Source organism: Corynebacterium doosanense CAU 212 = DSM 45436, from assembly GCF_000767055.1.
In the GTDB taxonomy this organism is placed as follows: domain Bacteria; phylum Actinomycetota; class Actinomycetes; order Mycobacteriales; family Mycobacteriaceae; genus Corynebacterium; species Corynebacterium doosanense.
Map to the genome: position 1 here is coordinate 2,542,634 of NZ_CP006764.1, position 24,121 is coordinate 2,566,754.

Annotated in this window: 21 protein-coding genes; 9 read left to right on the forward strand and 12 right to left on the reverse strand. The window is 68.0% G+C overall.

Going from position 1 to position 24,121, the window contains the following annotated elements; genetic code table 11:
- Positions 1-9: 9 nt before the first annotated feature.
- Complete coding sequence (gene glf, locus CDOO_RS12390; protein WP_018022037.1) at positions 10-1,200, reverse strand: UDP-galactopyranose mutase; 1,191 nt, start codon at positions 1,198-1,200, stop codon at positions 10-12.
- 225 nt (positions 1,201-1,425) lie between these two features.
- On the opposite strand from glf, the gene CDOO_RS12395 reads away from it, so the two are divergent.
- Complete coding sequence (locus CDOO_RS12395; RefSeq protein WP_018022036.1) at positions 1,426-3,576, forward strand: N-acetylmuramoyl-L-alanine amidase; 2,151 nt, start codon at positions 1,426-1,428, stop codon at positions 3,574-3,576.
- A 55-nt stretch (positions 3,577-3,631) separates the two neighbouring features.
- Here CDOO_RS12395 and glpK read toward each other — a convergent pair whose 3' ends face one another.
- Genes glpK through serS form a run of 4 tightly spaced genes read right to left on the reverse strand, consistent with a single transcriptional unit; the run spans position 3,632 to position 8,141 of the window.
- Entirely contained in the window at positions 3,632-5,161 is a 1,530-nt protein-coding gene (glpK, locus tag CDOO_RS12400; protein WP_018022035.1) for a glycerol kinase GlpK, read from the reverse strand.
- Positions 5,162-5,198: 37 nt separating this feature from the next.
- Positions 5,199-6,044: a Cof-type HAD-IIB family hydrolase gene (locus tag CDOO_RS12405; protein WP_018022034.1), complete on the reverse strand. Its 846-nt coding sequence runs from the start codon at positions 6,042-6,044 to the stop codon at positions 5,199-5,201.
- Complete coding sequence (locus CDOO_RS12410) at positions 6,041-6,871, reverse strand: lysophospholipid acyltransferase family protein (RefSeq protein WP_018022033.1); 831 nt, start codon at positions 6,869-6,871, stop codon at positions 6,041-6,043. The genes CDOO_RS12405 and CDOO_RS12410 overlap by 4 nt, the downstream gene beginning before the upstream one ends.
- A gap of 10 nt (positions 6,872-6,881) precedes the next feature.
- Entirely contained in the window at positions 6,882-8,141 is a 1,260-nt protein-coding gene (serS, locus tag CDOO_RS12415) for a serine--tRNA ligase (protein ID WP_018022032.1), read from the reverse strand.
- 104 nt (positions 8,142-8,245) lie between these two features.
- Between serS and CDOO_RS12420 the strand changes: the two genes are divergently transcribed.
- From CDOO_RS12420 to CDOO_RS12430, 3 genes are read left to right on the forward strand one after another with little or no spacing between them, the layout of a single operon-like run.
- Complete coding sequence (locus CDOO_RS12420; protein WP_018022031.1) at positions 8,246-9,025, forward strand: GntR family transcriptional regulator; 780 nt, start codon at positions 8,246-8,248, stop codon at positions 9,023-9,025.
- Between the two features lie 41 nt (positions 9,026-9,066).
- A complete protein-coding gene (locus CDOO_RS12425) occupies positions 9,067-10,152 on the forward strand; it encodes a septum formation family protein (RefSeq protein ID WP_018022030.1) in 1,086 nt (361 codons plus the stop codon).
- A complete protein-coding gene (locus CDOO_RS12430) occupies positions 10,153-10,500 on the forward strand; it encodes a metallopeptidase family protein (RefSeq protein ID WP_018022029.1) in 348 nt (115 codons plus the stop codon). It begins immediately after the preceding gene.
- A gap of 201 nt (positions 10,501-10,701) precedes the next feature.
- Here CDOO_RS12430 and CDOO_RS12435 read toward each other — a convergent pair whose 3' ends face one another.
- Positions 10,702-11,064 carry a VOC family protein gene (locus tag CDOO_RS12435; protein WP_342668855.1) on the reverse strand — a complete coding sequence of 121 codons (363 nt, stop codon included), beginning with the start codon at positions 11,062-11,064 and terminating at the stop codon, positions 10,702-10,704.
- 73 nt (positions 11,065-11,137) lie between these two features.
- On the opposite strand from CDOO_RS12435, the gene CDOO_RS12440 reads away from it, so the two are divergent.
- Positions 11,138-11,914, forward strand: a complete 777-nt coding sequence (locus tag CDOO_RS12440; protein ID WP_018022027.1) for an AraC family transcriptional regulator — start codon at positions 11,138-11,140, stop codon at positions 11,912-11,914.
- 29 nt (positions 11,915-11,943) lie between these two features.
- Here the strand turns inward: CDOO_RS12440 and CDOO_RS12445 are convergent, their stop codons facing one another.
- Positions 11,944-12,636, reverse strand: coding sequence for a histidine phosphatase family protein (locus CDOO_RS12445; protein WP_018022026.1), 693 nt, complete (start codon positions 12,634-12,636; stop codon positions 11,944-11,946).
- Positions 12,636-13,571: a prephenate dehydratase gene (gene pheA, locus CDOO_RS12450; protein ID WP_018022025.1), complete on the reverse strand. Its 936-nt coding sequence runs from the start codon at positions 13,569-13,571 to the stop codon at positions 12,636-12,638. Before pheA ends, CDOO_RS12445 begins: the two co-directional genes overlap by 1 nt.
- A 35-nt stretch (positions 13,572-13,606) precedes the next feature.
- On the opposite strand from pheA, the gene CDOO_RS12455 reads away from it, so the two are divergent.
- From CDOO_RS12455 to CDOO_RS12465, 3 genes are read left to right on the forward strand one after another with little or no spacing between them, the layout of a single operon-like run.
- Positions 13,607-14,749: an amidase gene (locus CDOO_RS12455; RefSeq protein WP_026159373.1), complete on the forward strand. Its 1,143-nt coding sequence runs from the start codon at positions 13,607-13,609 to the stop codon at positions 14,747-14,749.
- A complete protein-coding gene (locus CDOO_RS12460; protein ID WP_425389141.1) occupies positions 14,746-15,486 on the forward strand; it encodes a CPBP family intramembrane glutamic endopeptidase in 741 nt (246 codons plus the stop codon). Before CDOO_RS12455 ends, CDOO_RS12460 begins: the two co-directional genes overlap by 4 nt.
- 26 nt (positions 15,487-15,512) lie before the next feature.
- Positions 15,513-16,859 (forward strand): LCP family protein, encoded by a 1,347-nt coding sequence (locus tag CDOO_RS12465; RefSeq protein ID WP_018022022.1) that lies wholly within the window; start codon positions 15,513-15,515, stop codon positions 16,857-16,859.
- Positions 16,860-17,484: 625 nt separating this feature from the next.
- Here the strand turns inward: CDOO_RS12465 and CDOO_RS12470 are convergent.
- From CDOO_RS12470 to CDOO_RS12485, 4 genes are all read right to left on the reverse strand, one after another.
- Positions 17,485-18,393, reverse strand: a complete 909-nt coding sequence (locus CDOO_RS12470; RefSeq protein ID WP_018022021.1) for a 3-hydroxyacyl-CoA dehydrogenase — start codon at positions 18,391-18,393, stop codon at positions 17,485-17,487.
- 101 nt (positions 18,394-18,494) lie between these two features.
- Positions 18,495-19,427 (reverse strand): DUF5926 family protein, encoded by a 933-nt coding sequence (locus tag CDOO_RS12475; protein ID WP_018022020.1) that lies wholly within the window; start codon positions 19,425-19,427, stop codon positions 18,495-18,497.
- A 5-nt stretch (positions 19,428-19,432) separates the two neighbouring features.
- Positions 19,433-20,164 (reverse strand): glycerophosphodiester phosphodiesterase family protein, encoded by a 732-nt coding sequence (locus tag CDOO_RS12480; protein WP_018022019.1) that lies wholly within the window; start codon positions 20,162-20,164, stop codon positions 19,433-19,435.
- 19 nt (positions 20,165-20,183) lie between these two features.
- Positions 20,184-22,103 (reverse strand): pyruvate kinase, encoded by a 1,920-nt coding sequence (locus CDOO_RS12485; RefSeq protein ID WP_020384616.1) that lies wholly within the window; start codon positions 22,101-22,103, stop codon positions 20,184-20,186.
- A 146-nt stretch (positions 22,104-22,249) separates the two neighbouring features.
- Here CDOO_RS12485 and CDOO_RS12490 point away from each other — a divergent pair, with 146 nt between their 5' ends.
- Positions 22,250-24,118 (forward strand): alpha/beta-hydrolase family protein, encoded by a 1,869-nt coding sequence (locus CDOO_RS12490; protein ID WP_018022017.1) that lies wholly within the window; start codon positions 22,250-22,252, stop codon positions 24,116-24,118.
- The last annotated feature ends 3 nt before the right edge of the window (positions 24,119-24,121 follow it).

Here is a 24,121-nt window from a genome sequence, read left to right on the forward strand (position 1 = left end):
ACGGTCGAGCTAGTGTCCGCGCTCCTGCTCCAGCGGAGTGCCGTCAACGAAGAACGGGGTGAGCGTGTTGTCGAACAGCGTCAGCGCCGAGGCGATGGCCATGTGCATGTCCAGGTACTGGTAGGTGCCCAGGCGGCCGCCGAAGAGCACGTTGTTCTCGCGGGCCTCGGCGGCGGCGCGGCGTCGGTAAGCCTCCACCATCGCGCGGTCCTCGGGCGTGTTGATGGGGTAGTAGGGCTCGTCGCCCTCGCGGTCGGCGAAGCGCGAGTACTCCTTCATGATCACGGTCTTGTCCGTGCGGTAGTCCCGCTCGGGATGGAAGTGACGGAACTCGTGGATGCGGGTGTAGTCGACGTCGGCGTCGTTGTAGTTCATCACCGGCGTGCCCTGGAAGTCGCCGGTCTCCAGGACCTCGGTCTCGAAGTCGAGGGTGCGCCAGCCGAGCGTGCCCTCGGCGTAGTCGAAATAGCGGTCCAGCGGGCCGGTGTAGACCACGGGCGCGTCCGGGGACTCGGCGCGCAGCTCGTCGCGCACGTCGAACCAGTCGGTGCCCAGGCGGACGTCGATGAGCTCGTTGTCCGCCATCTTCTCCAGCCATGCGGTATAACCGTCGACGGGCAGTCCCTCGTACGTGTCGTTGAAGTAGCGGTTGTTGAAGGTGTAACGCACGGGAAGGCGGGAGATGTTCGCCGCGGGCAGGTTCTTCGGGTCGGTCTGCCACTGCTTGGCGGTGTAGTCGCGGATGAAGGCCTCGTAGAGCGGCTTGCCGATCAGCGAGATCGCCTTCTCCTCCAGATTCGCCGCCTCCTTGGGATCCATGCCCTCGGTCTGCGACTTGATGAGCTCGCGCGCCTCGTCCGGGGAGTAGTAGCGGCCGAAGAACTGGTTGATCAGACCCAGGCCCATGGGGAACTGGTACGCGGTGCCGTCATGCATGGCGAAGACCCGGTGCTGGTAGCCGGTGAAGTCCGTGAACTGGTTGACGTACTCCCATACCCGCTGGTTGGAGGTGTGGAAGAGGTGCGCCCCGTACTTGTGGATCTCAATGCCCGTCTCCGGCTCGGCCTCGGAGTAGGCGTTGCCGCCGAGGTGGTCGCGGCGGTCGACGATGAGCACCTTCTTGCCCAGCTGGGTGGCGGCGCGCTCGGCGACGGTGAGTCCGAAGAGGCCGGATCCGACAACAAAGAGGTCATAAGTCATGGCAATCAGGCTAATCGACGCTCCCTGCCCGCCCCTCCGGCGAAACACGGCGGGCCGGTGGAAAACCATTCGCCCGGTTCGAAATTATGTCAATAAAATCCCACCAACAACTTGTGTCCGATATGAAACTTTGATGAACTGGGTTACCATGGGCCCCACGCGTGTTCTACCATGCTGAAAGAGCCGAACTCTTTTTCTTTCCCCTGATCTCTGAGGAGCCTCATCGTGCAGCAAAGACGCCGCATCACGTCGCCCACCGCGACGGGCGCACTCCGCGCGAACCCGACCGTCGCCGTTCTCACCGTGGCCGCACTCGTTGCCGCCACGGTCTTCGGCGGCAACTCCATCTACCAGGCACAGTCCGAGGGCGGGGACCCCATCCCCGTCGCCGAGCAGTCCGTCAACTTCGGCGAGTTCGACAACGTCGTCGTCGAGGACGCCGCCATCGCCTCCCAGGGCGGGCAGCCTGGCCCGAAGACGGTCAAGGAGTTCACCAGCGACACCCCTTTCAGCATGTTCGCCCTGACCTGGAACAGCGACGAGGACTTCGCGTCCTTCGTCCGCGCCGAGAACGCCGACGGCGAGTGGGGCCCCTGGTACGCCGCCGCCCCCATGGGTGAGCCGAGCGCCGACGGCAAGCGAGGCACCGACCTCATCTACGTCGAGCCGACCCAGCGCATCCAGGTCTCCGTCGCCGGAGTCGACCTCGGCATCACCGATGCCGACGCCACCCCTGCCGACGAGGCCTCCCTGGAGAACGTCCCCGAGGAAGCCCCGGTCGCCGGCGCCGGCATCAACCCCGAGTGGGGCACCGGCGGGCCGGACACGGCCGCAACCGAAGAAGCCGCGGCCGAGCCGCAGCCGCTCGACGAGACCGCCGACACGGACACCACCGGACTGGCCCCCATCGCCTCCAACTACGGCGACATCCAGCCGGTCGCCGAGGCCGAGGCTGAAGCAGAGACCGAGGACTCCGGCCCCATCTCCGCGGACAACATCGAGGCCGTCCTCATCGACCCGTCGCTGGACGCCGGGCTCAACGAGGGCAACATCGAGCTGGCCGCCACCACCGACGGCATGCCCAAGGTCATCTCCCGCGCAGGCTGGGGAGCCAACCAGAGGCTGAGCAACACCTACTACAACGCTCCGGTCAAGGCCGTCACCATCCACCACACCGCCGGCTCCAACAACTACTCGGAGGCCGAGTCCGCGGCGCTGGTTCGCGGAATCCAGACCTACCACGGCTCCACCCTGGGCTGGGGCGATGTGGGATACAACGCCATGGTGGACAAGTACGGCAACATCTACGAGGGCCGCGCCGGCGGTCTGGACAAGGCCGTCCAGGGCGCCCACGTCGGCGGATTCAACTCCAACACCTGGGGCATCTCTGTCCTGGGCAACTACGAGACCGCCCAGCCCGCCGACGCCTCCGTGCGTGCGGTCGGCCAGCTGGCCGGCTGGAAGGCCGCCGTCTCCGGGTTCAACCCGACGGGCACGACCTACCTCGCCTCGGACTTCAACTACAACGGCAACAAGTACGGCGTGGGCCAGGGGACGAACTTCCCCACCATCAACGCCCACCGCGACTTCCAGTACAACTCCTGCCCGGGCGGGAACCTCTACGCCAAGATGAGTTCCATCCGCTCCATCGCCTCGGAGCGTTACAACTCCATCAAGAACGGCACCCCGATCGGCGGGAACCAGACCTCCACGCCGAGCACCCCGGGTAACCCGGCCACGCCGACGACCACGAAGCCGGCCACCACCAAGCCGGCCACGACCCCGGCCGGAAACACCTCGCCCCTGGATCTCATCCGCAGGGCCCTGAACGGCGACGTTTCCGCGATCATCACCATCGTCGGCTCCATCGCGGCGATCCTGCTCGGCACGGCCGCCTCCAACGGCACCGGGAACGCCGGCACCGCACGCGCGGCGGGTGACGTCGAGATTCTCGACGGCCTGAAGATCTCCGAGCTGCCCCCCATCATCGACGGGCTCGTCTCCCTCACCGGTGACTCCGAGATCGAGCAGAAGTGGAACACCATCAACTCCGCCTTCGGCCCGGTCCTGGGCAACTCCAAGGGCGGCGTCTCCACCGCCGGCATCGGCGGCCCGACCCCCGAGGAGGCGGCGAACGCCCGCTTCGCCCTCTTCGACAACGGCATCATCGTCTCCGACGACGAGACCGGCACCCACGCCCTGTGGGGCGCGTTGGCCGATGCCTGGGCCGGCCAGGGTTACGACGTCGGACCGCTGGGCATGCCCACCTCCGACCCCGTCTCCACCGGCAACGGCGGCGAGCTGAAGGTCGACTTCGAGGGTGGCTCGATCACCTACGATCCGGCCACCAACAAGCTGCACATCTCCACGAACTAGGCAGCGGCCGGAATCGGCCCAACCCCTTCAGCAGGGGTTGGGCCGATTTTCTGTGTTATTCGTCCCCGGCCAGGTCGAAGGACTTCTCCACGGCTCGGTTCCAGCCGTCGACAAGCACGCCCCGGTCCACCTGGCTCATGGCCGGGCTCCACGAGGATTCGATGGGCACGAGCCCGGCGATGTCGCTGAGCGAGTAGTAGAGCCCGCGGCCGTACCCGGCGGCGAAGGCGGCGCCGAGCACGGTCGTCTCGATGTTCGCCGGGCGCTCGACCTCGATGCCCAGGACATCCGCCTGCAGTTGCATGAGCAGGTCGTTGGCGACCATGCCGCCGTCGACACGCAGGCGTCCCAGCTGCACCCCGGAGTCCGCGACCATCGCGTCCACCACCTCCCGAGTTTGCAGGCACGTCGCCTCCAGCGCGGCGCGGGCGATGTGACGCCGGTCCGCGAAACGCGTCAGCCCGACGATGACACCACGTGCGTCCGGGCGCCAGCGCGGGGCGAACAATCCGGAGAACGCCGGCACGACGTAGACACCCGCGGAATCCGGCACCTCTCGGGCGAGTGTCTCCGACTCCCCCGCGGTGCGCAGGATCCCCAGCTGGTCACGCAGCCACTGAATGAGCGAACCGCCCACCGCCACCGACCCCTCCAGCGCGTAGACGGGCTCCTCCCCCGCGACCTGCCACCCGATGGTGGTCAGCAGCCCATGCTCGGAGAAATGCGGCTGGTCACCCGTGTTGAGCAGCAGGAACAGGCCCGTCCCATAGGTGTTTTTAGCGTCGCCGGGCTCAAAACACGCCTGCCCGAACAGTGCGGCGCTCTGATCGCCCAGGATTGCGGCGATGGGCACTCCCGCCAGAGTCCCCCGGTGGCGGACGGTGCCGAAGTCACCTATCGACGCCCGGATCTCAGGTAGCACCGCCAGCGGGACGCCGACCTTCTCGCACAGCTCCTCGTCCCACGTCTGCGTGCGCAGGTCCATGAGCAGGGTGCGCGAGGCGTTGGTGACGTCGGTCGCGTGCACGGCGGGGCGCCCCTCGTCGCCACGCGCTCCCCCGGTGAGATTCCACAGCAGCCAGGTGTCCATGGTCCCGGCGAGGAGCTCCCCGCGCTCAGCGCGCTCGCGGGCGCCGTCCACATGGTCGAGGAACCACGCGATCTTCGGACCCGCCGGGTAAGAGCTGGCCAGCAGGCCGGTGCGCTCCAGCCACCTCTCGGGATCGCCACCACCGATCGCGGACGTGCGGGTGTCCTGCCAGACGATCGCGTTGTGGATGGGCCGACCGGTGGCCTTCTCCCACACCACGGCTGTCTCGCGCTGGTTGGTCAGGCCGAGTGCGGAGATGTCTTCGGGGGTGGCATCGATGTCGACCACCGCCTGCGAGACCACCTGGCGCACGTTCGCCCAGATCTCCGCGGCGTCGTGTTCCACCCAGCCCTGCCGGGGCATGATCTGCCGGTGCTCACACTGCGCGCTGGCCACCACCTCGCCCGAGCGGGTGATGATGACACACCGCGTCGAGGTCGTGCCCTGGTCGATGGCGGCAAGGAGTTCGGTCCGGGATTCGCTCACCCGCCCCATTGTGCCGGGGGTCACCGGCGGGGCGGGAATCCGGGGGTCAGAACCAGCGCTCGAGCACCTCGGCCACGCCGCCCTCGTCGTTGGTGGCGGTGACCATGTCCCCCGCCTCGAGCACCGACGGGTTCGCGTTGCCCATGGCCACCCCGAGGCGCACCCACTTCAGCATCTCGATGTCGTTGGGCATGTCGCCGAAAGCCACTACATCGTCGCTGCTCACGCCGTGGATCTCGGCCAGCCGGGACACACCCAGTGCCTTGGTCACTCCCGGCGCGGCGACCTCGATCAGTCCCTCGTTCATGGAGTACGTGACGTGCGCCTCCGTGGCAACGATGTGCGGCGCGATCTTGGCGTACATCTGCGGGGCGGTGAGGTGGTCGTTGCGCAGGATCATCTTCACGGCCGGCAGGCCGATGACCTCACTGCGCGAGGCCGAACCGAAGCCCTGCTCCTCCCAGGTGTGCAGGTAACCGGGGCCGATGACAAAGACATCCCGCGGGTCGTCGAGGGAGCTGACCCCGACACGTTCCACGGCGACGGCCACGCCGCCGTCGTTACGCAGTGCCCATTCGGCGGCCTCGAGCACCCCGGTCATCGCCTCGGCGGAGATCTCCCGGGCGGAGAGCACGGAGTCGGAGGCGGAGTCGTAGAGCACGGCACCGTTGGAGGTCACGCAGATGGGGCGGACGGGCAGCTGGTCCAGGACCATGCCCACCCAGCGGAAGGGACGCCCCGTGGCCAGCGCGACCTCGCAGCCGGCGTCGGTGGCGCGGGAGATGGCGTCGCGCAACCGGGGCGTGACACGGTCCTCGGAGTTGAGCAGGGTGCCGTCGATGTCGCTGACGATGAGGTGCGGCCGCCAGCCGTCGATAAGCGATGCCGTCATCGGCGTGCCCGCTCCTCCTTCGTCTTCTTCTCGATTTCCTTGGCCTCCTCCAGCGTCGGCGCGCCGCCGCCGAGGGACGCCGGGCGCCAGCTCTCGCCACCGGGGAAGGGGCCGTATTCGCGTTCGTACTCGCCGCGCGCCTCCTCGAGAAGTTCCTGGAGGGCGACCTTGAGGGCGGCGGTGCGCTCCACGGGGTCACCCGCCGGGTCGATCGGGGTGCCCACGTGCACCCGGACCGGGATCTTCTTGCGCCCCAGCTGGGCCTTGCCCCCCTTGGGCAGGATGCGCTGTCCGCCCCAGGTGGCCACGGGAATCAGGGGAACCCCGGCTTCGGCCGCGATGCGCACGGCTCCGGACTTGAGTTCCTTGATCTCGTAACTCAGGGAGACCGTCGCCTCGGGGAACACCGCGACCAGGTCACCGGCCTTCAGTCGAGCCACGGCCTCGGACACCGACGCGGTGCCCGCGGCCCGGTCGACAGAGAGGTGCTTCATCGAGCGCATGAGCACGCCGGCGACGCGGTGCTCGAAGATCTCCTTCTTGGCCATGAACCGCACCAGCCGGCGTCCGCGCAGGTGGGCGGGGATGCCGACCCACACCATGTCGAAGTAGTTGGTGTGGTTGGAGGCCAGGAGCGCTCCCCCGTCGGCGGGAATGTTCTCGGAACCCACCACGGTCACCGTCGTTCCGGAGGCGCGCATCCAGAGCTTGGCCAGCCGGATGAACAGGCCGCCGTAGGGGAACTCCCGCGATTCGGACGCGTGGCCCACGATGGCCCCGTACCCCTCGGGGACGCGGAACTGCCCGGCTTTGATGTACTTGGTCATGCCGGGGAGTCTACTTGCCCGGCGTGAGGATGTCCTCGCCCACGAACGGCCGCAGCGCCTCGGGCACGACGACCGATCCGTCCGCCTGCTGGTGGTTCTCCAGGATGGCTACCAGCCAGCGCGTGGTGGCGAGGGTGCCGTTGAGGGTGGCCACGGTCTGCGGCTTGCCCTCGGCGTCGCGGAAGCGGGTGTTGAGGCGTCGCCCCTGGTAGGTCGTGGTGTTCGAGGTCGAGGTCAGCTCGCGATAGGCGTTCTGGGTGGGCACCCACGCCTCGGTGTCGAACTTGCGCGCCGCGGAGGAACCGAGGTCCCCGCCGGCGACGTCGATGATCCGGTAGGGCACCTCGACGGCCGCGAGCATCTCGCGTTCCATCTTCAGCAGCTTCTGGTGCTGCTCAGTGGCCTCGGCCGGGTCGCAGTAGACAAACATCTCGAGCTTGTCGAACTGGTGGACGCGGATGATGCCGCGGGTGTCCTTGCCGTAGCTTCCCGCTTCTCGACGGAAGCAGCTCGACCATCCCGCGTACTTCAGCGGACCGTTGGAGAGATCGATGATCTCGTCCTTGTGGTAGCCGGCGAGCGCAACCTCGGAGGTGCCCACGAGGAAGAGGTCGTCGTTCTTCAGGCGGTAGACCTCGTCCTCGTGCTCGCCGAGGAAACCCGTGCCCTGCATGATCTCCGGGCGCACGAGCACCGGCGGAATCATGACGGTGAAGCCGTTCTCCCGGGCCTTCTGCGCGGCCAGCATGAGCAGGCCGAGCTGCAGGAACGCGCCGTCACCGGTGAGGAAATAAAAACGTGCGCCGCTGACCTTGGCGCCACGCTCCATGTCCAGCAGGCCGAGGGACTCGCCCAGGTCGAGGTGGTCCTTGGGCTCGAAGTCGAAGGTGGGCTTCTCACCCACCTCCTCCAGCACGATGAAGTCGTCCTCGCCGCCGGCGGGCGCGCCCTCGACGACGTTGTCGATGCGCAGCTGCAGCGCGGACATCTTCTCCTCGGCAGCTTTCTGCTCCTCCTCGGCGGCCTTGACCCGGGCCTTGAGTTCGTTGGAGCCCTCCAGCAGCGCGGGGCGCTCCTCCGGCGCGGCCTGGCCGATCTTCTTGCCGAAGGCCTTCTGCTCGGCGCGCAGGGAGTCGGCCGCGTGGATGGCCTCACGGCGGGCCTCATCGGCGGCCAGCAGGTCGTCGACCAGCGCCGGGTTAGCACCACGGGTGACCTGGGAGGCGCGGACGGCGTCGGGGTTTTCGCGGAGGAATTTCAGATCAATCACACCTGCAGACCTTACCGTGACCACGCCCGGCACGGTCGACCCGCACCCATCGTTGTGCAGAAACCTATAGACCGGTGATAACCACGCGGTCTAGGCTGATCCCCATGGCCCCGCCCGACTCCACGGTACTGCCCGTCCTGCCCGACGTCACCATCGTCGACGGCACCGTGCCCAAGCACGCGCAACTGCGCGACATCCTCAACTCCCTGGCGTCCACCACGCTCTCCCCGGGCGACATGCTCCCCGGGGAACGGGTGATCGAGGAATATTACGGCGTCTCGCGGATCACCGTCCGCCGCGCCATCGGGGACCTGGTCGCCTCCGGGCGGCTGCGCCGGGTCCGCAGCAAGGGCACCTTCGTGGCGCCGAATGCGCTGGTCTCGCGACTGCACCTGGCGTCGTTCTCGGCGGAGATGAACGCACAGGAGGTGACGGCGTCGTCAAGAATCCTCCTCTCCGCACGCGCCACCCCGCCGCTGCCCGTGGCGGAGTTCTTCGGCGCGGATCCCTCCACTCCGCAGATCCACCTGCGTCGCCTGCGGCTCGGCGACGGCGTGCCCTATTCCATCGACGACGGCTGGTACAACGCCGCCGTCGCCCCCGAGCTGCTGGAACGCGACGTGTACAACTCCGTCTACGCCATCCTGGACAAGGAGTTCGGCCACGCCGTCACCGACGCCGACCAGACCGTCACCGCGGTGTCCGCGGACCTGCAGACCGCGCCTGACCTCGACGTGGAGATCGGCACGCCCCTGCTGCAGATCGTGCGCACCGCACGGTCGCGGGATGTACCGGTCGAGTGGTGCTCGTCGGTCTACCGCACGGACCGGTACCGTCTGACCTCGCGGATCGAACGGGACGACATCGCTGACGCGCTCCCCTGACGTGACTTTCCCCCGCTCACCGGTGCACAATGGTCAGCATTATGAGCACTAGAGCCACCCTGCCGACGAGGACCCCGAGCAGCACCGCGTCCTGGCGATCCGCAACCGCCGTCCGCACCGCACTCGTCGCCGCCCTCGTCGGCGCCGCGGGTGTCGGCGGTTACGGGTTTGTCTCCCAGTCGGACGGCACAGGCACCGACTCCACCACGGCAGCGCCCGGTTCCTCCTCCACCGCCCCGGCTGTCGACGCCGCCCCGTTCACCACCGCCGCCGCCGGCGACTGCCTGACCTGGGGCGTGGCGGAAGGCACGGGCGAGCTGGAGAACTTCGAGCGCACCTCCTGCGACGAGACCCACCGCTTCGAGGTCTCCACCCGCGAGGACCTGGCCACCTACCCCGCCAGCGAGTTCGGCCCCGAGGCCGAGCAGCCTGGCGTCACCCGCCAGGCGCAGCTGCGTGAGGAACTCTGCCAGAGCGCCACGCTGCGCTACCTCGACGGGCGCTACGACCCGGCCGGGCGTTACTCCATCGCCTCTATTCTCCCGCCCGCGGAGAAGTGGGCCGCGGGCGACCGCACCCTCCTCTGCGGGATCCAGGAGACCGATCCCGGCGGAACCGTCGTCGAGACCAGTGGTTTTGTCGCACAGCAGGACCAGTCGCGGGTCTATCCCGCGGGTTACTGCATCCAGGTCGACGGCTCGCAGCAGCTCGCCCCGATCTACTGCGATCAGCCGCACCAGCTCGAGGCCACCTCCGTGGTGGACCTGCTCCCGGTGTTCCCGGAGGGCACCCCCAGTGTCGAGCAGCAGGACACCCACCTGCGCGATGTGTGCACGCAGGCCGCCATCGACTACCTCGGCGACGACGAGGCCCTCTACCAGTCGACGCTGCAGCCCTACTGGATCCCCATCCAGTCGGCTTCGTGGATCGGCGGCTCACACTCGACGAACTGCTACCTCGTGCACGCCAACCCCGAGGGCGGATTCTCGGAGCTTGTCGGCACGGCCAAGGACAAGCCGGCGCTGAAGATCAACGGCGCCCCGGTCCCCGAGCAGCCGGCCCGCGACCCGGTGCGTGCCCCGGCGCCCGCCTCCTCTGCGGCACCCACCCCGGCGCCCGCACAGTAGATGTACCGCGTCAGCGACGAGCGTTTCGACGAGCTCGTCGATGACGCCCTGGACAAACTTCCCGAGGCCGTCGTGCGGCGCATGGGCAACGTCGTCGTCCTGGTCCAGCCCTTCAACGAGGAGAACCCGGAGATCCTCGGTCTCTACCAGGGCGTCCCGCTCACCGAGCGCACCTTCGACCACACGGGTTATCTCCCCGACGCGATCTTCATCTACAAGGACACCCTCGAGCGCCACGCCGTCTCCGAGGACGATCTCGCCCACGAGGTGGAGGTCACCGTCTTCCACGAGGTCGGCCACTACTTCGGCATCGAGGAGCATCGGCTGCACCAGCTGGGTTGGGGTTAGCTTCTCGACGGTCGTTTTCCCGGCAGTCCAGACGTCTGGACTGCCGCAGCAGTGACCCCTAACTCAGTTCTCCTGCTGGGCAGCCCACTCGGCAACCTGTCGGGCGCTGTCCTCGGAGGACAGATCTTCCACCCGCATCATGATCGTCCACCGCACGCCGAACGGATCTTTGATGGAGCCATAGCGGTCGCCGGAGGCGAATTAGGCCACAGGTTCGCGCGGGGTGGCCCCGGCACTCACCGCCCGGTCGACGAGCGCGTCGACGTCGGGGGTGTACAAGCTGAAAGAGAAACAGGCGTCATCGGTGGAAGATTGAGGCACCAGCCCGTAGTCCGGAGTCGCCTCGCCCAGCTGGAGTCTTCCCGAGTCGAATCCGAGCTCGGCGTGGACGACCTGGCCGTTCATCTCCGTGACATCGATTACCTCGGCACCGAAGATATCGCGGTAGAAGTCGAGCGCTTCCCGGGCACCGGTCACGGCGATGAACGGGGTGAGGGACGTGTAGTAGTTCGGCCGGCCGTTGGTGGTGTGGTCCCCGGTGACGCCGGGCGAGGAAGTGGTCATGGGCATTAGGTTAGTGACTGTCCGGTCCGCCTGGATTGGAGATTCGCGACAACCACCTGACAAGGGCGGTGCCATGACGACGACCGGTGATTCACGGGGCATCCTCTTCCCCGGTCAGCTACCCGCCTTTGAACGGGTGGACGCGCCCGAAGACATCAGGGACCGGGTGGAGTGGTTCTGGATCCCCAGGTGGGAGCTCACAGACGGCGCCACCTCGACGCAGACGGTGCTCCCGTTTCCGGCGTCTCACCTCGTCGTCGAGCACGGGCACGTGAATCTCTACGGGCCGACGACCGGAATCAGCGTCCGCGTCCTTTCGGGTCACGACTGGGCATTCGGGATGCGGCTGCGTCCCGCGGGGCTAGCGGCTCTGACCAGCGAACCGGCCGAGTTCCTCGACACCTACCTGTCTTTCGCAGCCCCGGGGCTCCTTTCGCTGGTGACCACCCCGATGCGCGCGGGCGAGAACACCGCGGCGGTGCGGGCTGCCGCCGACTGGGTGCGCAGGGAGATTGCCGGCGCTGACGACACCGGCAGAACTGCGAACGCCATGGTGGATCTCATCGCCGCCGACCGCTCGATCACCAGCGTTGGCGAGCTGGCCGAGCGGATGAGGATGTCCGTACGCAGCGTGCAGCGGCTTTCGGCGAGGTACATCGGGTTGTCGCCGCTGGCGGTGATCCGCAGATACCGCCTGCAGGAGGCCGCCGTGCAGTTGCGTGCACGGGAGTCGGTAGCCATGGGCGACCTCGCCGCACAACTGGGCTACGCCGATCAGTCACACATGTGCGCCGATTTCCGCGGCGTTCTGGGTATCACTCCAGGTGAGTACCGCCGAGTTAAGGGGTAGGCACCGATCCTCGCGCGATACCCGCCGCTTCAGATCTGGTGATCCAGATCCGCCCAGCGCACCAGCTCCCACTTGCCGAACTCCCGCCCGCCCGGAGCGAGCACGATGAACCGGCAGTTGGCCAGGTAGCCGGCGAAGGCGAACTCGGGGTCGATCCTGGTGGCGTGCGTGGCCATGGTGCGGATCGCCGCCCCGTGGCTGACCACGATGACGTCGCGGTCCTGCGTCCCCAGCTCGTGCTCCTCGGCGATGGTTTCCAGCACCGGCTGATAGCGGCCGAGAATGTCGCTCAGCCCCTCGCCGAACTCGCCGGCCATGCGCGCCTCAGTGTCGCCGCGCAGCCAGCCGGCCGTCGCCACGGCGTAGGCGCGGTGGGCCTCGTCATCGCCGCGCATCTCCATTTCTCCGGCCGCAAGCTCGTGAATGCCCACGGTGGGATGCACGCGCAGCGCGCGCTCCGGAAGCCCGGCATAGGCCTCGACCGCTCGAGCCGCGAGCATGGCGGTCTGCTGGGTACGCAGAGAGATTCCGCAGTACACGGTGTCGATCCGCCCGAGGCTGCCCTCGCCGGCCCCGCAGTATTCGGCGAGCTCGGTACCCACGTCGGTGGCCTGCTGGCGGCCGAGGTCGGTGAGTTCCGCACCCGGCGGTTCGGTGTCCAGCAGCCGGTCCACGTTGGAGGTGGTCTGCCCGTGGCGCACGAGGATGATTCGTCCGGCCATCAGATCTCCTCCCCGCGCCGCGCGGCATCGACCCAGGCAGACGCGGCGTCGATACGCGAAAGATCCACCGACTTCGCCCGCGCCTCCTCATTTACCGAGGGCCAGGAGCCGAGGAATCGGATGTTCTCCGCGCGCAGCCACAGGGCGCGCAGGGCCTCGGCGAGCGGCTGGTCGTCGATGTGCCCGATGAAGTCCACATAGAAGAGGTACGTGCCCGGCGCGTCACGGGTGGGGCGCGAGGCGATGCGCGAGAGGTCGATGCCGCGCAGCGCGAAGTCCTGCAGCGACGCCACCAGGGTGCCGGGTTCGTGCGGGAGGGTGAACACCACCAGGGTGGTGTCGTTCCCGGTGCGCGGGGTGGGTGCGGATCGCTTACCGACGACCACAAACCGCGTGCGCGCGCCCCGGCGATCGGCCACCGAGTCGGCTACCCGCTCCAGTCCGAAGATCTCCGCCGCCCGGGCGGGCGCGGCCGCCGCATCGGCCTGGCCGTTCGCCACCATCTCCGCGGCCGCGGCGTTGGAGCTGGCCGGGAGAAACTCCGCGTTGGGGAGATTCTCCGCCAGCCACCGGCGCACCTGCTGGTGGGCGATGGGGTGGGTGGCGAAGGTGCGCACGTCGCTCAGCGCCGTGCCGGGTCGCAGCATGATGGAGAACGCGACCTCGAGTTCCAGTTCGTGGAAGATCTGGACGGGCTCGCCGCCGTCGACAAGCGCGTCATACGTGCCGGTCACGGCGCCGTCGACGGAGTTCTCGATGGCCACGACCGCGTAGTCCGCCTGACCGGAGCGCACGGCGTCGAGAGCCGCGGCCGGGCTGGCCACCGGGAGCGGCTGAATGCCCGTGGAACCGAACACCCCGCGCGCGGAAAACTCCGTGAGGGCGGCCTCCGTGAAGGTCCCCGCCGGGCCGAGATACGCCACGCTGAAAGTCATGTGCTCACCCTAACCCAGGCTCTATGGTGGTGCGCATGACGGAATCGATCACCGACCTCGCCCGCGCCCTGGAAAAACTCACCCCCGAGGAACACGGGTTCTCCTACATTGACCTGGACCGCGAACCCGTCGCCGAGGGCGACCTCAGCGGCTGGATCATCCCCGCCAAGGATCTTTACGACCTCAAGGGCATGCCCACCACCTTCGGCTCGAAGGCACGCACCCGTATGGCCGAGGAGACGGACCCCTTCATCGCGGCCTACGAGGCCCGTGGCGCACGCATCCCCGGCAAGTCCGTGTCCTCGGAGCTCGGCATGAGTGTCGACGCCGAACCCCGCGACTTGCCGGCGGTGGACAACCCCATCTGGCCCGGTCACACCCCGGGCGGCTCGTCCGGCGGGGCGGCGGTCATGGTGGCGCGCGGGCTGGTCCGCGCCGCGCACGCCTCGGACGCCGGCGGCTCCATCCGCATCCCGGCCGCGGCCTGCGGCATCGCGGGTTACAAACCTTCCGCCACCACCCTCGCAGTGCACGGCTACCTCACCACCACCGTCGCCGACCAGGCATTCCTGCATCAGATCACCCCGTCGCTCGACCGCAAGGTCCGCGTCGGCGTGCTCACCGAGCCGCTCATGGCCCAGACCGACGTCCAGGCCGAGTACCTCACCGCCGTGCGCGAGGCCGCCGAGAAGCTGGCGGCCGCGGGGCACGAGGTCATCCCGGTGGGCCCCTGGCCCGAGGCGTCGGAGACCTTCGAGCGTTTCAAGGACATCTTCACCTCCCGCCTGGTGGCGCTGGAGGACTACGACTACCTCGCCGAATGGCTCCGCGAGCGCGGCCTGACCGTGTCCAAGCAGCAGCAGGAGGAGTCGGAGGCCTACGCCTTCGCGCTGAAACCCCGGCTGGCGGAGTTCTGGGACGTTGACGTCATCCTCAACCCCACCATCTCCTGCGACCCGCCCGTGACCGGCGCGTTCTCCTCGTTGTCCCCGCAGGACAACTTCGAGGCGCAGACCCGCTGGGTGCCGTGGACCTCGCTGTTCAACATCGCCGGTGCGGCCGCCATCTCGCTGCCGTGGCCCGTGCCCGGTCGCCCTCAGCCCGCCGCGGTTCACCTGGGTTCACTGACGCTTACCGACGCCGAACTCCTCGCCCTCGCCCGGGAACTCCACGAGTGACTCCTCCGACGGTGGACCGCACCCGCGCCCGGTGGGAGATCCTCCTGGTCCTGTCCATCACCTTCGGCATGTCCGGACTGCGTTCGATCCTCCGGCTCACGGACTCGCTGCTCGCTCCGGAACCACTGAACCAGCAGCAGACCACCCCCAACGTCACCCAGTCCGCCATCCCCTGGCTCGACCTGGCGCTGCAGACCTGCAGCTCACTGGTGCTCTTCGCCTGGGGAGGCCTGGCGCTGTTCCTCCTCGCCGGCGACGGCTTCCGCATCCCCCGGCCCCGCTGGTCTGACCTCGGCTGGGGCGCGGTGCTCGCCGCCATCATCGGCCTGCCCGGCCTCGGGCTCTACGTCTTCGCCGTGCACGCCGGCCTGTCCAAGGTGGTCGTTCCCACCGGCATGGATCACGCCGCCATCGAGATTCCTGTGCTGCTGTTCAACTCCGCCGGCAACGCCTTCGGCGAGGAGATCGTGGTGGTGATGTGGCTGCTGACCCGCCTGCGACAGCTGGGATGGGGGTTGCCGGCTGCGCTCGCGGCGTCGTCAGTTCTCCGCGGTTCCTACCATCTCTACCAGGGGATATCCGCCGGATTCGGCAACATCGTCATGGGCCTGGTCTATGGATTGTTCTACGCGCGCACGCGCCGCGTGTGGCCACTGGTGATCGGCCACTTCCTCATCGACGCCGTGGCGTTCGTGGGTTACGCGGCCATCGGTGACCGCCTCGCGTTCCTCGGTTAGGTCCGGGCCGCGATAGGGTATTGCCCATGACTGATCAGGGAGGGCGCGGCGGCAGCTGGCGTGACGACGACCCCCGCCGACGCATCCCCCGCTCCGGCGACCCACGTGACGCCGGCGGAGACTTTGTTCTCGGCCGCGACGGCAAGCCGTTGATCGACCGCTACGGCCGCCCCGTCCGCCGCCGTGCCGCCGAACCACGCGCCGCCCGCCCGGAGCCGCGCCAGCGACCACCCCGGCGCGACCAGCAGGTTCCTCCGCGCCAGACCCCGCCGGCCAACGAGACCCGCTACTACCCGCGCGAGCAGCAGCCCCCACGTCCGCGACCCGTCCAGCAGCCGGCTCCGCAGCCCATGCCGCAGCGTCGCCCCGCGCAGCCCACCTACCGACGCGCCGACGACGAGCTCCTCCTCTCTCAGAGCCCCGAGGACCGGATGTCCCGCCGCGCGCCCAAGCCACCGCGCGCGCCCCGTCGTCGCCGCCCGGGTTGCCTGGGTTGCCTCGGCTGGCCGCTGGCGCTGCTGCTCGTGCTCGTTGTCGTGGTCACCCTGTGGGCCGATGCCCGCCTCACCCGCGTCGAGGCCATGCCAGACCAGCAGATCGGCAACACCGCGGGCACCAACTGGCTGCTCGTCGGTTCTGACTCCCGCCTGGGCCTCAGCGACGCAGACGTCGAGCGCCTGGGCACAGGTGGCGACATCGGCACCGGACGCACCGACACCATCATGGTGCTGCACATTCCCACCGGCCCCGGCGCTTCCCAGCTCGTGTCGATTCCCCGCGACAGCCTCGTCTCCATTCCCGGTTACGGCGAGGACAAGATCAACGCCGCCTTCACCTTCGGCGGGCCGCAGCTGCTCACCGAGACCGTGGAACAGTCGACCGGCCTGCACATCGACCACTACGCCGAGATCGGCATGGGCGGCCTAGCCAACCTCGTCGACTCCGTCGGCGGCGTGCAGATCTGCGCCGCCGAACCGATTCAGGATCCCCTGGCGAACCTCGACATCCAGGCCGGCTGTCAGGAGATGGACGGGCCCACGGCCCTGGGGTACGTGCGCACCCGCGCCACCGCCATGGGCGACATCGACCGTGTCATGCGCCAGCGCGAGTTCTTCGCCGCACTACTCGGGGAAATCACCGCGCCCGCGACACTACTCAACCCCGTGCGCATAGTCTCGCTGATCTACCACGGTTCCGGCACCTTCACCGTCGGCAAGGGCGAGCACGTCTGGCACCTCGCCCGCCTCGCCCTGGCGATGCGCGGCGTGGAGACCAACACGGTGCCCATCAGCGGGTTCCTCGACACCGACGTGGGCAACGTCGTGGTGTGGGATGAAACGGCCGCCGAGGAGCTGTTCGGCTCGATGCGTTAGTGGTGGGGGCGCTATGCCGTGGCATAGTCGGCGCGAGCCCCCGAGCCCTGCCGCGCACAAAAAGTGCGCACGTGCGCACTCATCACAGCGGGCTAATCAGTATGCAGCCGCATACTGGACACGCCTCTGAGCAGGGCATATCACCGGGAACGTGCGCAGCCTCGCAGCGCCCGATCACTATGCCGTGGCATAGTCGGCGCGAGCCCCCGAGCCCTGCCGCGCACAAAAAGTGCGCACGTGCGCACTCATCACAGCGGGCTAATCAGTATGCAGCCGCATACTGGACACGCCTCTGAGTAGGGCGTACGGCTGGGAAAGTGCGAAGTCCTGAAGTGCCCAATCACTATGCCATGGCATAGTCGGCACCTCCCGCGGATCAAACCGTGAGCAAAAAAGTGCGCACGTGCGCACTCATCGCAGCGGGCTAAACAGTATGCAGCCGCATACTGGACACACCTCTGAGCAGGGCATACCGCTAGGAAAGCACGCCGCCTCGCAGTGTTCGATCACTATGCCATGGCATAGTGCGCACGTGCGCACTCATCACAGCAGGCTAATCAGTATGCAGCCGCATACTCAATATCCCCCCTGAACAGGGAAAACCCGCCAAGAAAGTGCGCAGCTTCTAGTCGCCGTAGATGACCCAGTCGGGGTTCGGGCGAACAATTTGGCCCTGCTCGTCGTACTCGTAGAAACCGATGCCGTCGCCAAGCCCGGTACGGCCGCGGTCCATACCCTTGGCCTTGAGCTGTTCGGCGAAGGGTTTCATCTCGGCGTACGGGCCGCCCATGATGATGTGGTACGCGACGTTGAAGCCGACGATGTCAAACACCTCGAACGGCCCACGCGGTGAGCCGAGGGAGACCTTCCAGTCGTGGTCGATGACCTGCGGGTCCGCGGCCTCGGCCAGGTACAGCTTCGCGGCGGAGAACAGCCACGGGATCATCAGGCTGTTGATGATGTAACCGGGGATCTCCTTGTGGATGGGGAAGACCTCGAGGTTGATCTGCCGGGCGAACTCCTGCGTGTCCTCGAAGACCTTCTTATCCGTGAAGGAGGTGGCCATGACCTCACCCGTGTTGTTGCGCCACACGGTGTTGGCGAAGTGCAGGGCGAGGAAGCGCTCCGGGTGCCCGGTCGCCCCGGCGAAATCCGAGGGGCGCAGCGACGAAGTGTTGGTGAGCAGGATGGTGTGATCGGGAGCCGCGGCGCCGACCTTGGCCCAGACATCCTTCTTCAGCTCGAGCTGCTCTGGAATGGATTCGATGACGACGTCGGCAGACCCGACGGCCTCGGCGAGATCCGTCGTTACCGTAATGCGGGAGACCGCCGCGTCGTACTGCTCGTCGGTGTAACCCGCCAGATCGTTGCGGTAATGTCCGCGTATCCATTCCCAGCGCGCCGGCAGCTTGTTCAGCTGCTCCTGGCCGATGTCGTAGGCCACGACGTTCTTGCCGGCGAAAGCCGCCTGCATGATGATCTGCGAACCGAGCACGCCGGTTCCGAGGACAGTGACGTTGGTGAAGTTACTCATGCACCGGACGTTACTCTTTTGCGCGATCTGACCAAGTCAGCGTCGATGAGCTCGACATTCTTGCCGCGGGGCTTCGCTTATCGACGCCCCGTGCCCGACAATTACCGAATGGTCACCTGACGGGACTTGATGTTCTCCAGCTGGCGGCGCTCTTCAGCGGTGAGCTGCTCATCGTTCTTCAGCTCGGCCTCGATGGCAGTGTTCACGCGCTCGAGCTCGGCGTTGTACTCCTCCGCGGCCTTATCGGTGTCGTGCAGGTCAAAGACCGGGACGATGACGCCGTGGGTGCGGAAGACGCCGGCGAACTTGGTGTTCTCGCCCACGTGCAGGTCCCCGCGGGCGGCGACGCGTGCCAGGGCGGAGAGGAGGGCGGACTCATTGTCGTCGATACGCACCCACCGCAGGTAGGCCTTGCCGCCGCCCGGGTTGGTCCACCACGCGGAACCGGGGACGTTCGCGGTGACGCGGCGCGTCGGCGCGATGGTCTCGTTGGAGCGCTGGATCGCCTGCTGAACCTCGAAGGGGACCTGGCCGCCTTCGGGGGCCCACCAGTTGAAGTCGTCGTGGACGGTGATGTCCAGGGTGGTGTCGGCGTCGATGAGATCGGTGAGCTTGGGCTGGTTTCCGTCGGCGACGGTGGATTCGATGGTCTCACCCGGCGCGGCGTTGGCGGCCCAGTTCAGTGCGTAGGCGAGGTCGCGGCCGGGGTTGTGCGAGCGCTTCTGCACCTGCAGACCCACGAGTGCGTCGCCGCCGAACTGCTCGTCGCGCACGAGTCCGGCGCCGGCGCCGGGGAGCACGGTGCCCAGGGTGACGGTGCGGTCGCTGCCCTTGAGGGGCACGGTCGCGGTGCCGGCGGGGACAAATTCCTGCAGCGCGACCAGGTCGGCCTCGGCGGCGAGACCACCGAAGGGGCGGGGGTCCTTGTCCAGGGCCTCACGCTCGGCGGCGCGGGCGGCGAGTTTCGCCTGGCGGCGGCTCATGCCCTCGGGAAGGTTCTGGTCCTGCTCGTTCTTGCGGTTCTTTTTGGCCATGCGGCCTAATCTACCGAAGCAAGCTGCCCCAGCGTCTCAAGGGCCATCTCCGGAAAGTCGGTGGCGATGATGTCCGCGCCGACACGTTCCGCGAACCGGATGTCCGCGGGCGAGTTCAGTGTCCAGAGGTAGGACGGCAGGCCGTGCGCGCCCACCAGATCCGGGCGCACCCGGGCCGAGCTGAGACCCAGGCCGAGCGCCGTGGGTTCACACAGCTGGACGTCACCCGGGTTGTAACGCAGCTCCCACTGGCGGCGCAGATAGATGCGGTCCAGCGCCGGGGCGAGTTCCGCCATCCGGCGGATGGACAGGGTGGAGAAGGAGATGATGTGGATGCGTTCGTCCTCGAGCATCCCGGCGTAGATCAGTGCGCGCTGCACCTGTTCCTCCAGCATGCGGCCGTAACGCGAGGGGTGTTTGATCTCCAGGTAGAGGTGCTTGTCGCCCGCGTCCCTGATCATTTCCAGCATCTCGTCGAGGGTGAGGATCGACTGCGGCATTTCCTCGGTGCCGAAGTTCTGTTGCCGCAGCTGATCGAGCGACAGGGAGGACACCTTGGAGAACCCGCTGGACGTGCGCCCGAGCCTACGGTCGTGGTGGAGAACCACCTCGCCGGTCCGGCACAGCCGGACGTCACACTCGACGCCGTGGATCGGCAGCGCGAGGGAGTGCTCGAAAGCGGCCGGGGTGAGCTCCCGGAAGCCGGGTGCGATTCCGCGGTGGGCGACGATTTTCATGTGTTGGCTCCCGTGAGGTCTAGAGGGCGTTGTGCCAGGATTTGATGCGGCGCAGCTGGATGCGGTTCTTGCGTTGCGACGACCCGAGCTTGGCCGAGATCGTGTTGAGAATCCGGATCGCGTCGGTGATGTGCGGGCCCTTGTTGAGCATGACCGCCTCCGCCCGCAGCGCGTAGGCGGCGTCGGTGATCTCCGCGCGCGACGGCAGGCCCGACTTCGCCAGACTTTCCAGGACCTGCGTAGCCATGATGGTGGGAACGTGCGCGGCCTCCGACATGTTCATGATCAGCCGCGGCACCTCAGCGAGACGCTCGAAGCCGAACTCGACGGCGAGGTCGCCGCGGGCGATCATCACGCCGAGGTTCTCGTGGCGCATGCCCTCGAGCAGCACCGAGGCAAGAGACTCGTAGGCGGGGATCGTCTCGATCTTCAGCACGACGCCGAGGTTGCGGGCGCGCTCCCCCGCCTCCGGCCCGGATTCCTTCTCGATGGTGTCGGCGAGCTCCGCGAGCGTGGACAGGACGAAGGCCACGTCCGCGGCGTTGCGGATGAAGGAGACGTTGGCGATGTCCCCGTGACGGGCGACGAACTCGAAGGCGACGATGTCCTCGTCGGTCAGCGACGGCAGCGGCAGGACCGTCTGCGGGAGGTTGATCCCCTTGTACGCCCGGAGTTTGGTTCCACCCGGCTTAGCGCGGACCACATTAAGGACTACCCGCGTGTTTCCGGCGTCGTCGACGGACGATTCCCCGGCAACTGCCTCGATGGTGCCGTCGTCGAAAAGCACGGGCTGACCGGGCTCTATGGCCCGGACCGCCTCGGGCAGGGTGCACCCGATGACCATGTCGCCGGCGCTCGGGTCCACCGGCGTCGGATCTGTCGTCAGGGTGAGGGTGTCCCCCGCGCTGACCAGCAGGTGCTGCTCCAGGTCGCGGATGCCGGAGATCCGGGTGCGCTCGAAGTCGTGCTGGATGAGCGTGGAGTTGGACAGGTAGGCGTTCTGGTCTCCGGTGGCGAGCACGCAGCGCACCCCGTCGACATCCACGACCTCGGCGGCGGTGAACTCGCGCTTGGCGTTGCGGGTGTCCACGAGGGAGAGCACGTCGCCCTCGGCGACTCTGTCCAGCCAGCGGTCGTCGACAAGTACCGTCACCGTGGGCCGACCGGGACCGGCCGGCGGCTCGGGGGCGGCCTCACGCGGGCCGCCCGACTCAGCCGGGACCAGCCAGATCTTCGCCGGGGTGATCGTCTCGCCTACCTCGGTGCGCGTCACCCGGGCGCGCTCGACCGCCGGGCCCGGCGCGATGGCACCGGTGCGCAGCTTCGGACCCGCCAGGTCCATGGCCACGCGGATCCGCCTGCCCACGGATTCCTCAGCGCGGTGCACGTGCTCGATCATCCGGCCCCAGGCGTCGGGGCCGTCGTGGGCGCAGTTGATGCGGGCGACCTCCATGCCCGCCTCGGCGAAGGAGAGCACCAGGTCGGCGTCGTCCGCGGCCTCCGACGGCAGGGTGACCATGATGCGCGAATGAGTTCCCTCGGCATTGGGACCGAGCAGCTCATCAGAGTTGCGGTCGAGAATGTCGTCCGCCTCGTGGAACGCGTCGCGGACCTCGTCGCCGCCGAACTTCACGGGCAGGCCCAGGTAAGCGCCGACGACGTTGCGGGCAGCCTGGACGCGGGCCTTCACGGCCGGCTCCGTCGTGGTCAGCCGGGTCGCGCCGATGGCGGAAAGGCCGGCCTGCAGCTCACGGACGTCATGGTCGCGCAGTAGCGAGTAGTGGATGAGGTTGACCGCGCCCTCCCGGTGGCGGGGATGGACACGCTCGATAACCGCGGCTTTCGCCTCCGCCTCCGCATCGAGATCCGTGAGAATCGCATCCAGCTGGCCCAACATCGTGTGCAGTTGCTCGTCCATGCCCTCGCCGTCCTCGTTCACGCACGTCATTGTGCACCGCCGCGGTAAACGCGACGCTGGGTACAGATGAACGTCGCGCTAACACCTGTGTGCACTCACGTCCCGTTCTACCTGCATTCCTCCCGGGCGGCAGCTCCCCGGTGCAGGGGCGGGAAAGTTCTGCCAAGATGAGATCCATGCTTTCGCTGACGGACCGGTGGCACCGGGCACCGGCCCGCCGATTCGCCCTCCGGGCAGCCTCCTCGGGGCTGCATGCCGCGGCCCTGGCCCTGGAGATCTACGGCGAGATTCTTCCCGGGGTCCGCATGGCCACCGGTCGGCGTCATCTTCCCCAGAATCTCGGCGCGGGGCTTCTCGGCGCGGAGGCGGCCACCTGGTGGGCCATCTCCCCGTCTCTGCTTCCCCGCCCGTGGTGGGCGACGGCGGCGAATGTGGCCATCTGCCAGGGAGTCGGGCACGCGATCGGCACGGTGGCGGGATTCGCCCTGGGCACCGTCTTCGACGTCACGGGCCACCGGCCGAACCCGGACTTCACCCGCCGGGGCCACCGGATCCTCCACGCCGCCATGGGTCTAACCACCGCCGTAGCCGCCGCCTCCTCGCTGTGGCGCCAGGACGAGCAGGCCGCACTCGTCGATCAGCCCGGTCGCCGCGGCCGTTCCGAGGCCATCGCCGGGCTGGGGATCGGGACACTCGGTTTCGGCGCAATTCTGCTCATCGCCGAGGCCAACCAGTCCAGCATCACCCGGCTGGCCCTTCTCCTGCGCCGCTGGCTTCCCCCCGTGCTCAGCTGGCCGTTGTCCGCGACGGTGGTCACCGGGCTACTGGTCGTGACCTCGGACCGGGTGATCGTGCGCCAGCTCCTCAACAACGCGGCCCGGCGCGCGCAGGCACTCAACGACTACGTGTTCCCCGGCATCTCGCAGCCGCGCGAGCCGGAACGCAGCGGGTCCGCCGCCTCCCTGGAGCACTGGGGTGCGGTGGGGTCCAAGGGCCGGACGGTGCTCTCCGCCGGCCCACGCGCCAGGGACATCGCCGCCGCGACCCCGCTGTTGAAACACCAGGTCAAAGAGCCGGTCCGAGTGTTCATCGGCCTCACCGAGAACCGGACGGTCGAGGAGTCCGTCGAGCTGGCCATCCGCGAACTCGAGCGCACCGGCGCCGCCTCCCGGCGCGCGGTCGTGGTGATGTCCTCCGCCGGCTCCGGCTGGCTCTCCCCCTGGTCCATGGATTCGCTGGAGTTCCTCACGGGCGGCGACTGCGCGGTGGTGGCCATCCAGTACTCCTACCTGCCTTCTGCCTTCGCCTACGTCACCGACCGCGACTCCCCCGTGGCCTCATCGCGCCTGCTCATCCGCCGCGTCCGCGACTGGCTGGATGAGCTCCCCGAGAATTCCCGCCCCCGGTTGTACGTCTCCGGCGAGTCGCTCGGCGGTTACGGCATCGCGGACTCCTTCGGGCGCGACGAGTTGTTCTCGCTTATCGACGGCGCCGTCTTCTCCGGTGTCCCCGGTTTCACCGGCCTGCACCGCGCGCTGGTCACCAAACGCGAACACGGCTCCCCGGAGCGCCTGCCCGTGGTCGGCGGCGGAAGGCACGTGCGTTTCGCCGCGGTACCGGAGCACGTCCACACCGATTTCCGGGGGAACCCGTTCGCGCATTCGTGGCAGCGTCCCCGGATCGTCTTCGCCCAGCACGCCTCCGACCCGGTGGTGTTCTGGGACTGGCCGCTGCTATTCCAGGAACCCGACTGGCTGCGCGAGCCCGGCGCTCGCGGCATTCCCGCCCCGGAGGCGCAGCGGGTGGATGTCCTGCAGAGCATGCGGTGGGCCTTCTTCGTTACCGGCTGGCAGGTCGCCGTGGACCAGGTCGACTCCCTCGATCCGCCCGGCGGGCACGGTCACCAGTACCACCGGGAGATGCTCTATTACTGGCAGGCGGTGCTGGGAGAGGACGCGGCCTTCGAGCTCACCGAGGACATCGCGGACGAGCTCGAGCATTGGATCTACGCGGACTGCAAACGCCACGGGATCTAACCG

Bases quoted from the DNA above. Each gene is read 5' to 3' on its own strand.
- CDOO_RS12435 (WP_342668855.1), bottom strand. From the start codon at position 11,064: ATGACCACTTCCTCGCCCGGCGTCACCGGGGACCACACCACCAACGGC.
- CDOO_RS12480 (WP_018022019.1), bottom strand. From the start codon at position 20,164: ATGAAAATCGTCGCCCACCGCGGAATCGCACCCGGCTTCCGGGAGCTC.
- CDOO_RS12410 (WP_018022033.1), bottom strand. From the start codon at position 6,871: ATGACCAAGTACATCAAAGCCGGGCAGTTCCGCGTCCCCGAGGGGTAC.
- CDOO_RS12405 (WP_018022034.1), bottom strand. From the start codon at position 6,044: ATGACGGCATCGCTTATCGACGGCTGGCGGCCGCACCTCATCGTCAGC.
- CDOO_RS12470 (WP_018022021.1), bottom strand. From the start codon at position 18,393: ATGAGTAACTTCACCAACGTCACTGTCCTCGGAACCGGCGTGCTCGGT.
- CDOO_RS12475 (WP_018022020.1), bottom strand. From the start codon at position 19,427: ATGGCCAAAAAGAACCGCAAGAACGAGCAGGACCAGAACCTTCCCGAG.
- CDOO_RS12440 (WP_018022027.1), top strand. From the start codon at position 11,138: ATGACGACGACCGGTGATTCACGGGGCATCCTCTTCCCCGGTCAGCTA.
- CDOO_RS12465 (WP_018022022.1), top strand. From the start codon at position 15,513: ATGACTGATCAGGGAGGGCGCGGCGGCAGCTGGCGTGACGACGACCCC.
- glf (WP_018022037.1), bottom strand. From the start codon at position 1,200: ATGACTTATGACCTCTTTGTTGTCGGATCCGGCCTCTTCGGACTCACC.
- CDOO_RS12420 (WP_018022031.1), top strand. From the start codon at position 8,246: ATGGCCCCGCCCGACTCCACGGTACTGCCCGTCCTGCCCGACGTCACC.
- CDOO_RS12445 (WP_018022026.1), bottom strand. From the start codon at position 12,636: ATGGCCGGACGAATCATCCTCGTGCGCCACGGGCAGACCACCTCCAAC.
- glpK (WP_018022035.1), bottom strand. From the start codon at position 5,161: ATGGGGCGGGTGAGCGAATCCCGGACCGAACTCCTTGCCGCCATCGAC.
- CDOO_RS12430 (WP_018022029.1), top strand. From the start codon at position 10,153: ATGTACCGCGTCAGCGACGAGCGTTTCGACGAGCTCGTCGATGACGCC.
- CDOO_RS12490 (WP_018022017.1), top strand. From the start codon at position 22,250: ATGAGATCCATGCTTTCGCTGACGGACCGGTGGCACCGGGCACCGGCC.
- CDOO_RS12455 (WP_026159373.1), top strand. From the start codon at position 13,607: ATGACGGAATCGATCACCGACCTCGCCCGCGCCCTGGAAAAACTCACC.
- pheA (WP_018022025.1), bottom strand. From the start codon at position 13,571: ATGACTTTCAGCGTGGCGTATCTCGGCCCGGCGGGGACCTTCACGGAG.
- CDOO_RS12425 (WP_018022030.1), top strand. From the start codon at position 9,067: ATGAGCACTAGAGCCACCCTGCCGACGAGGACCCCGAGCAGCACCGCG.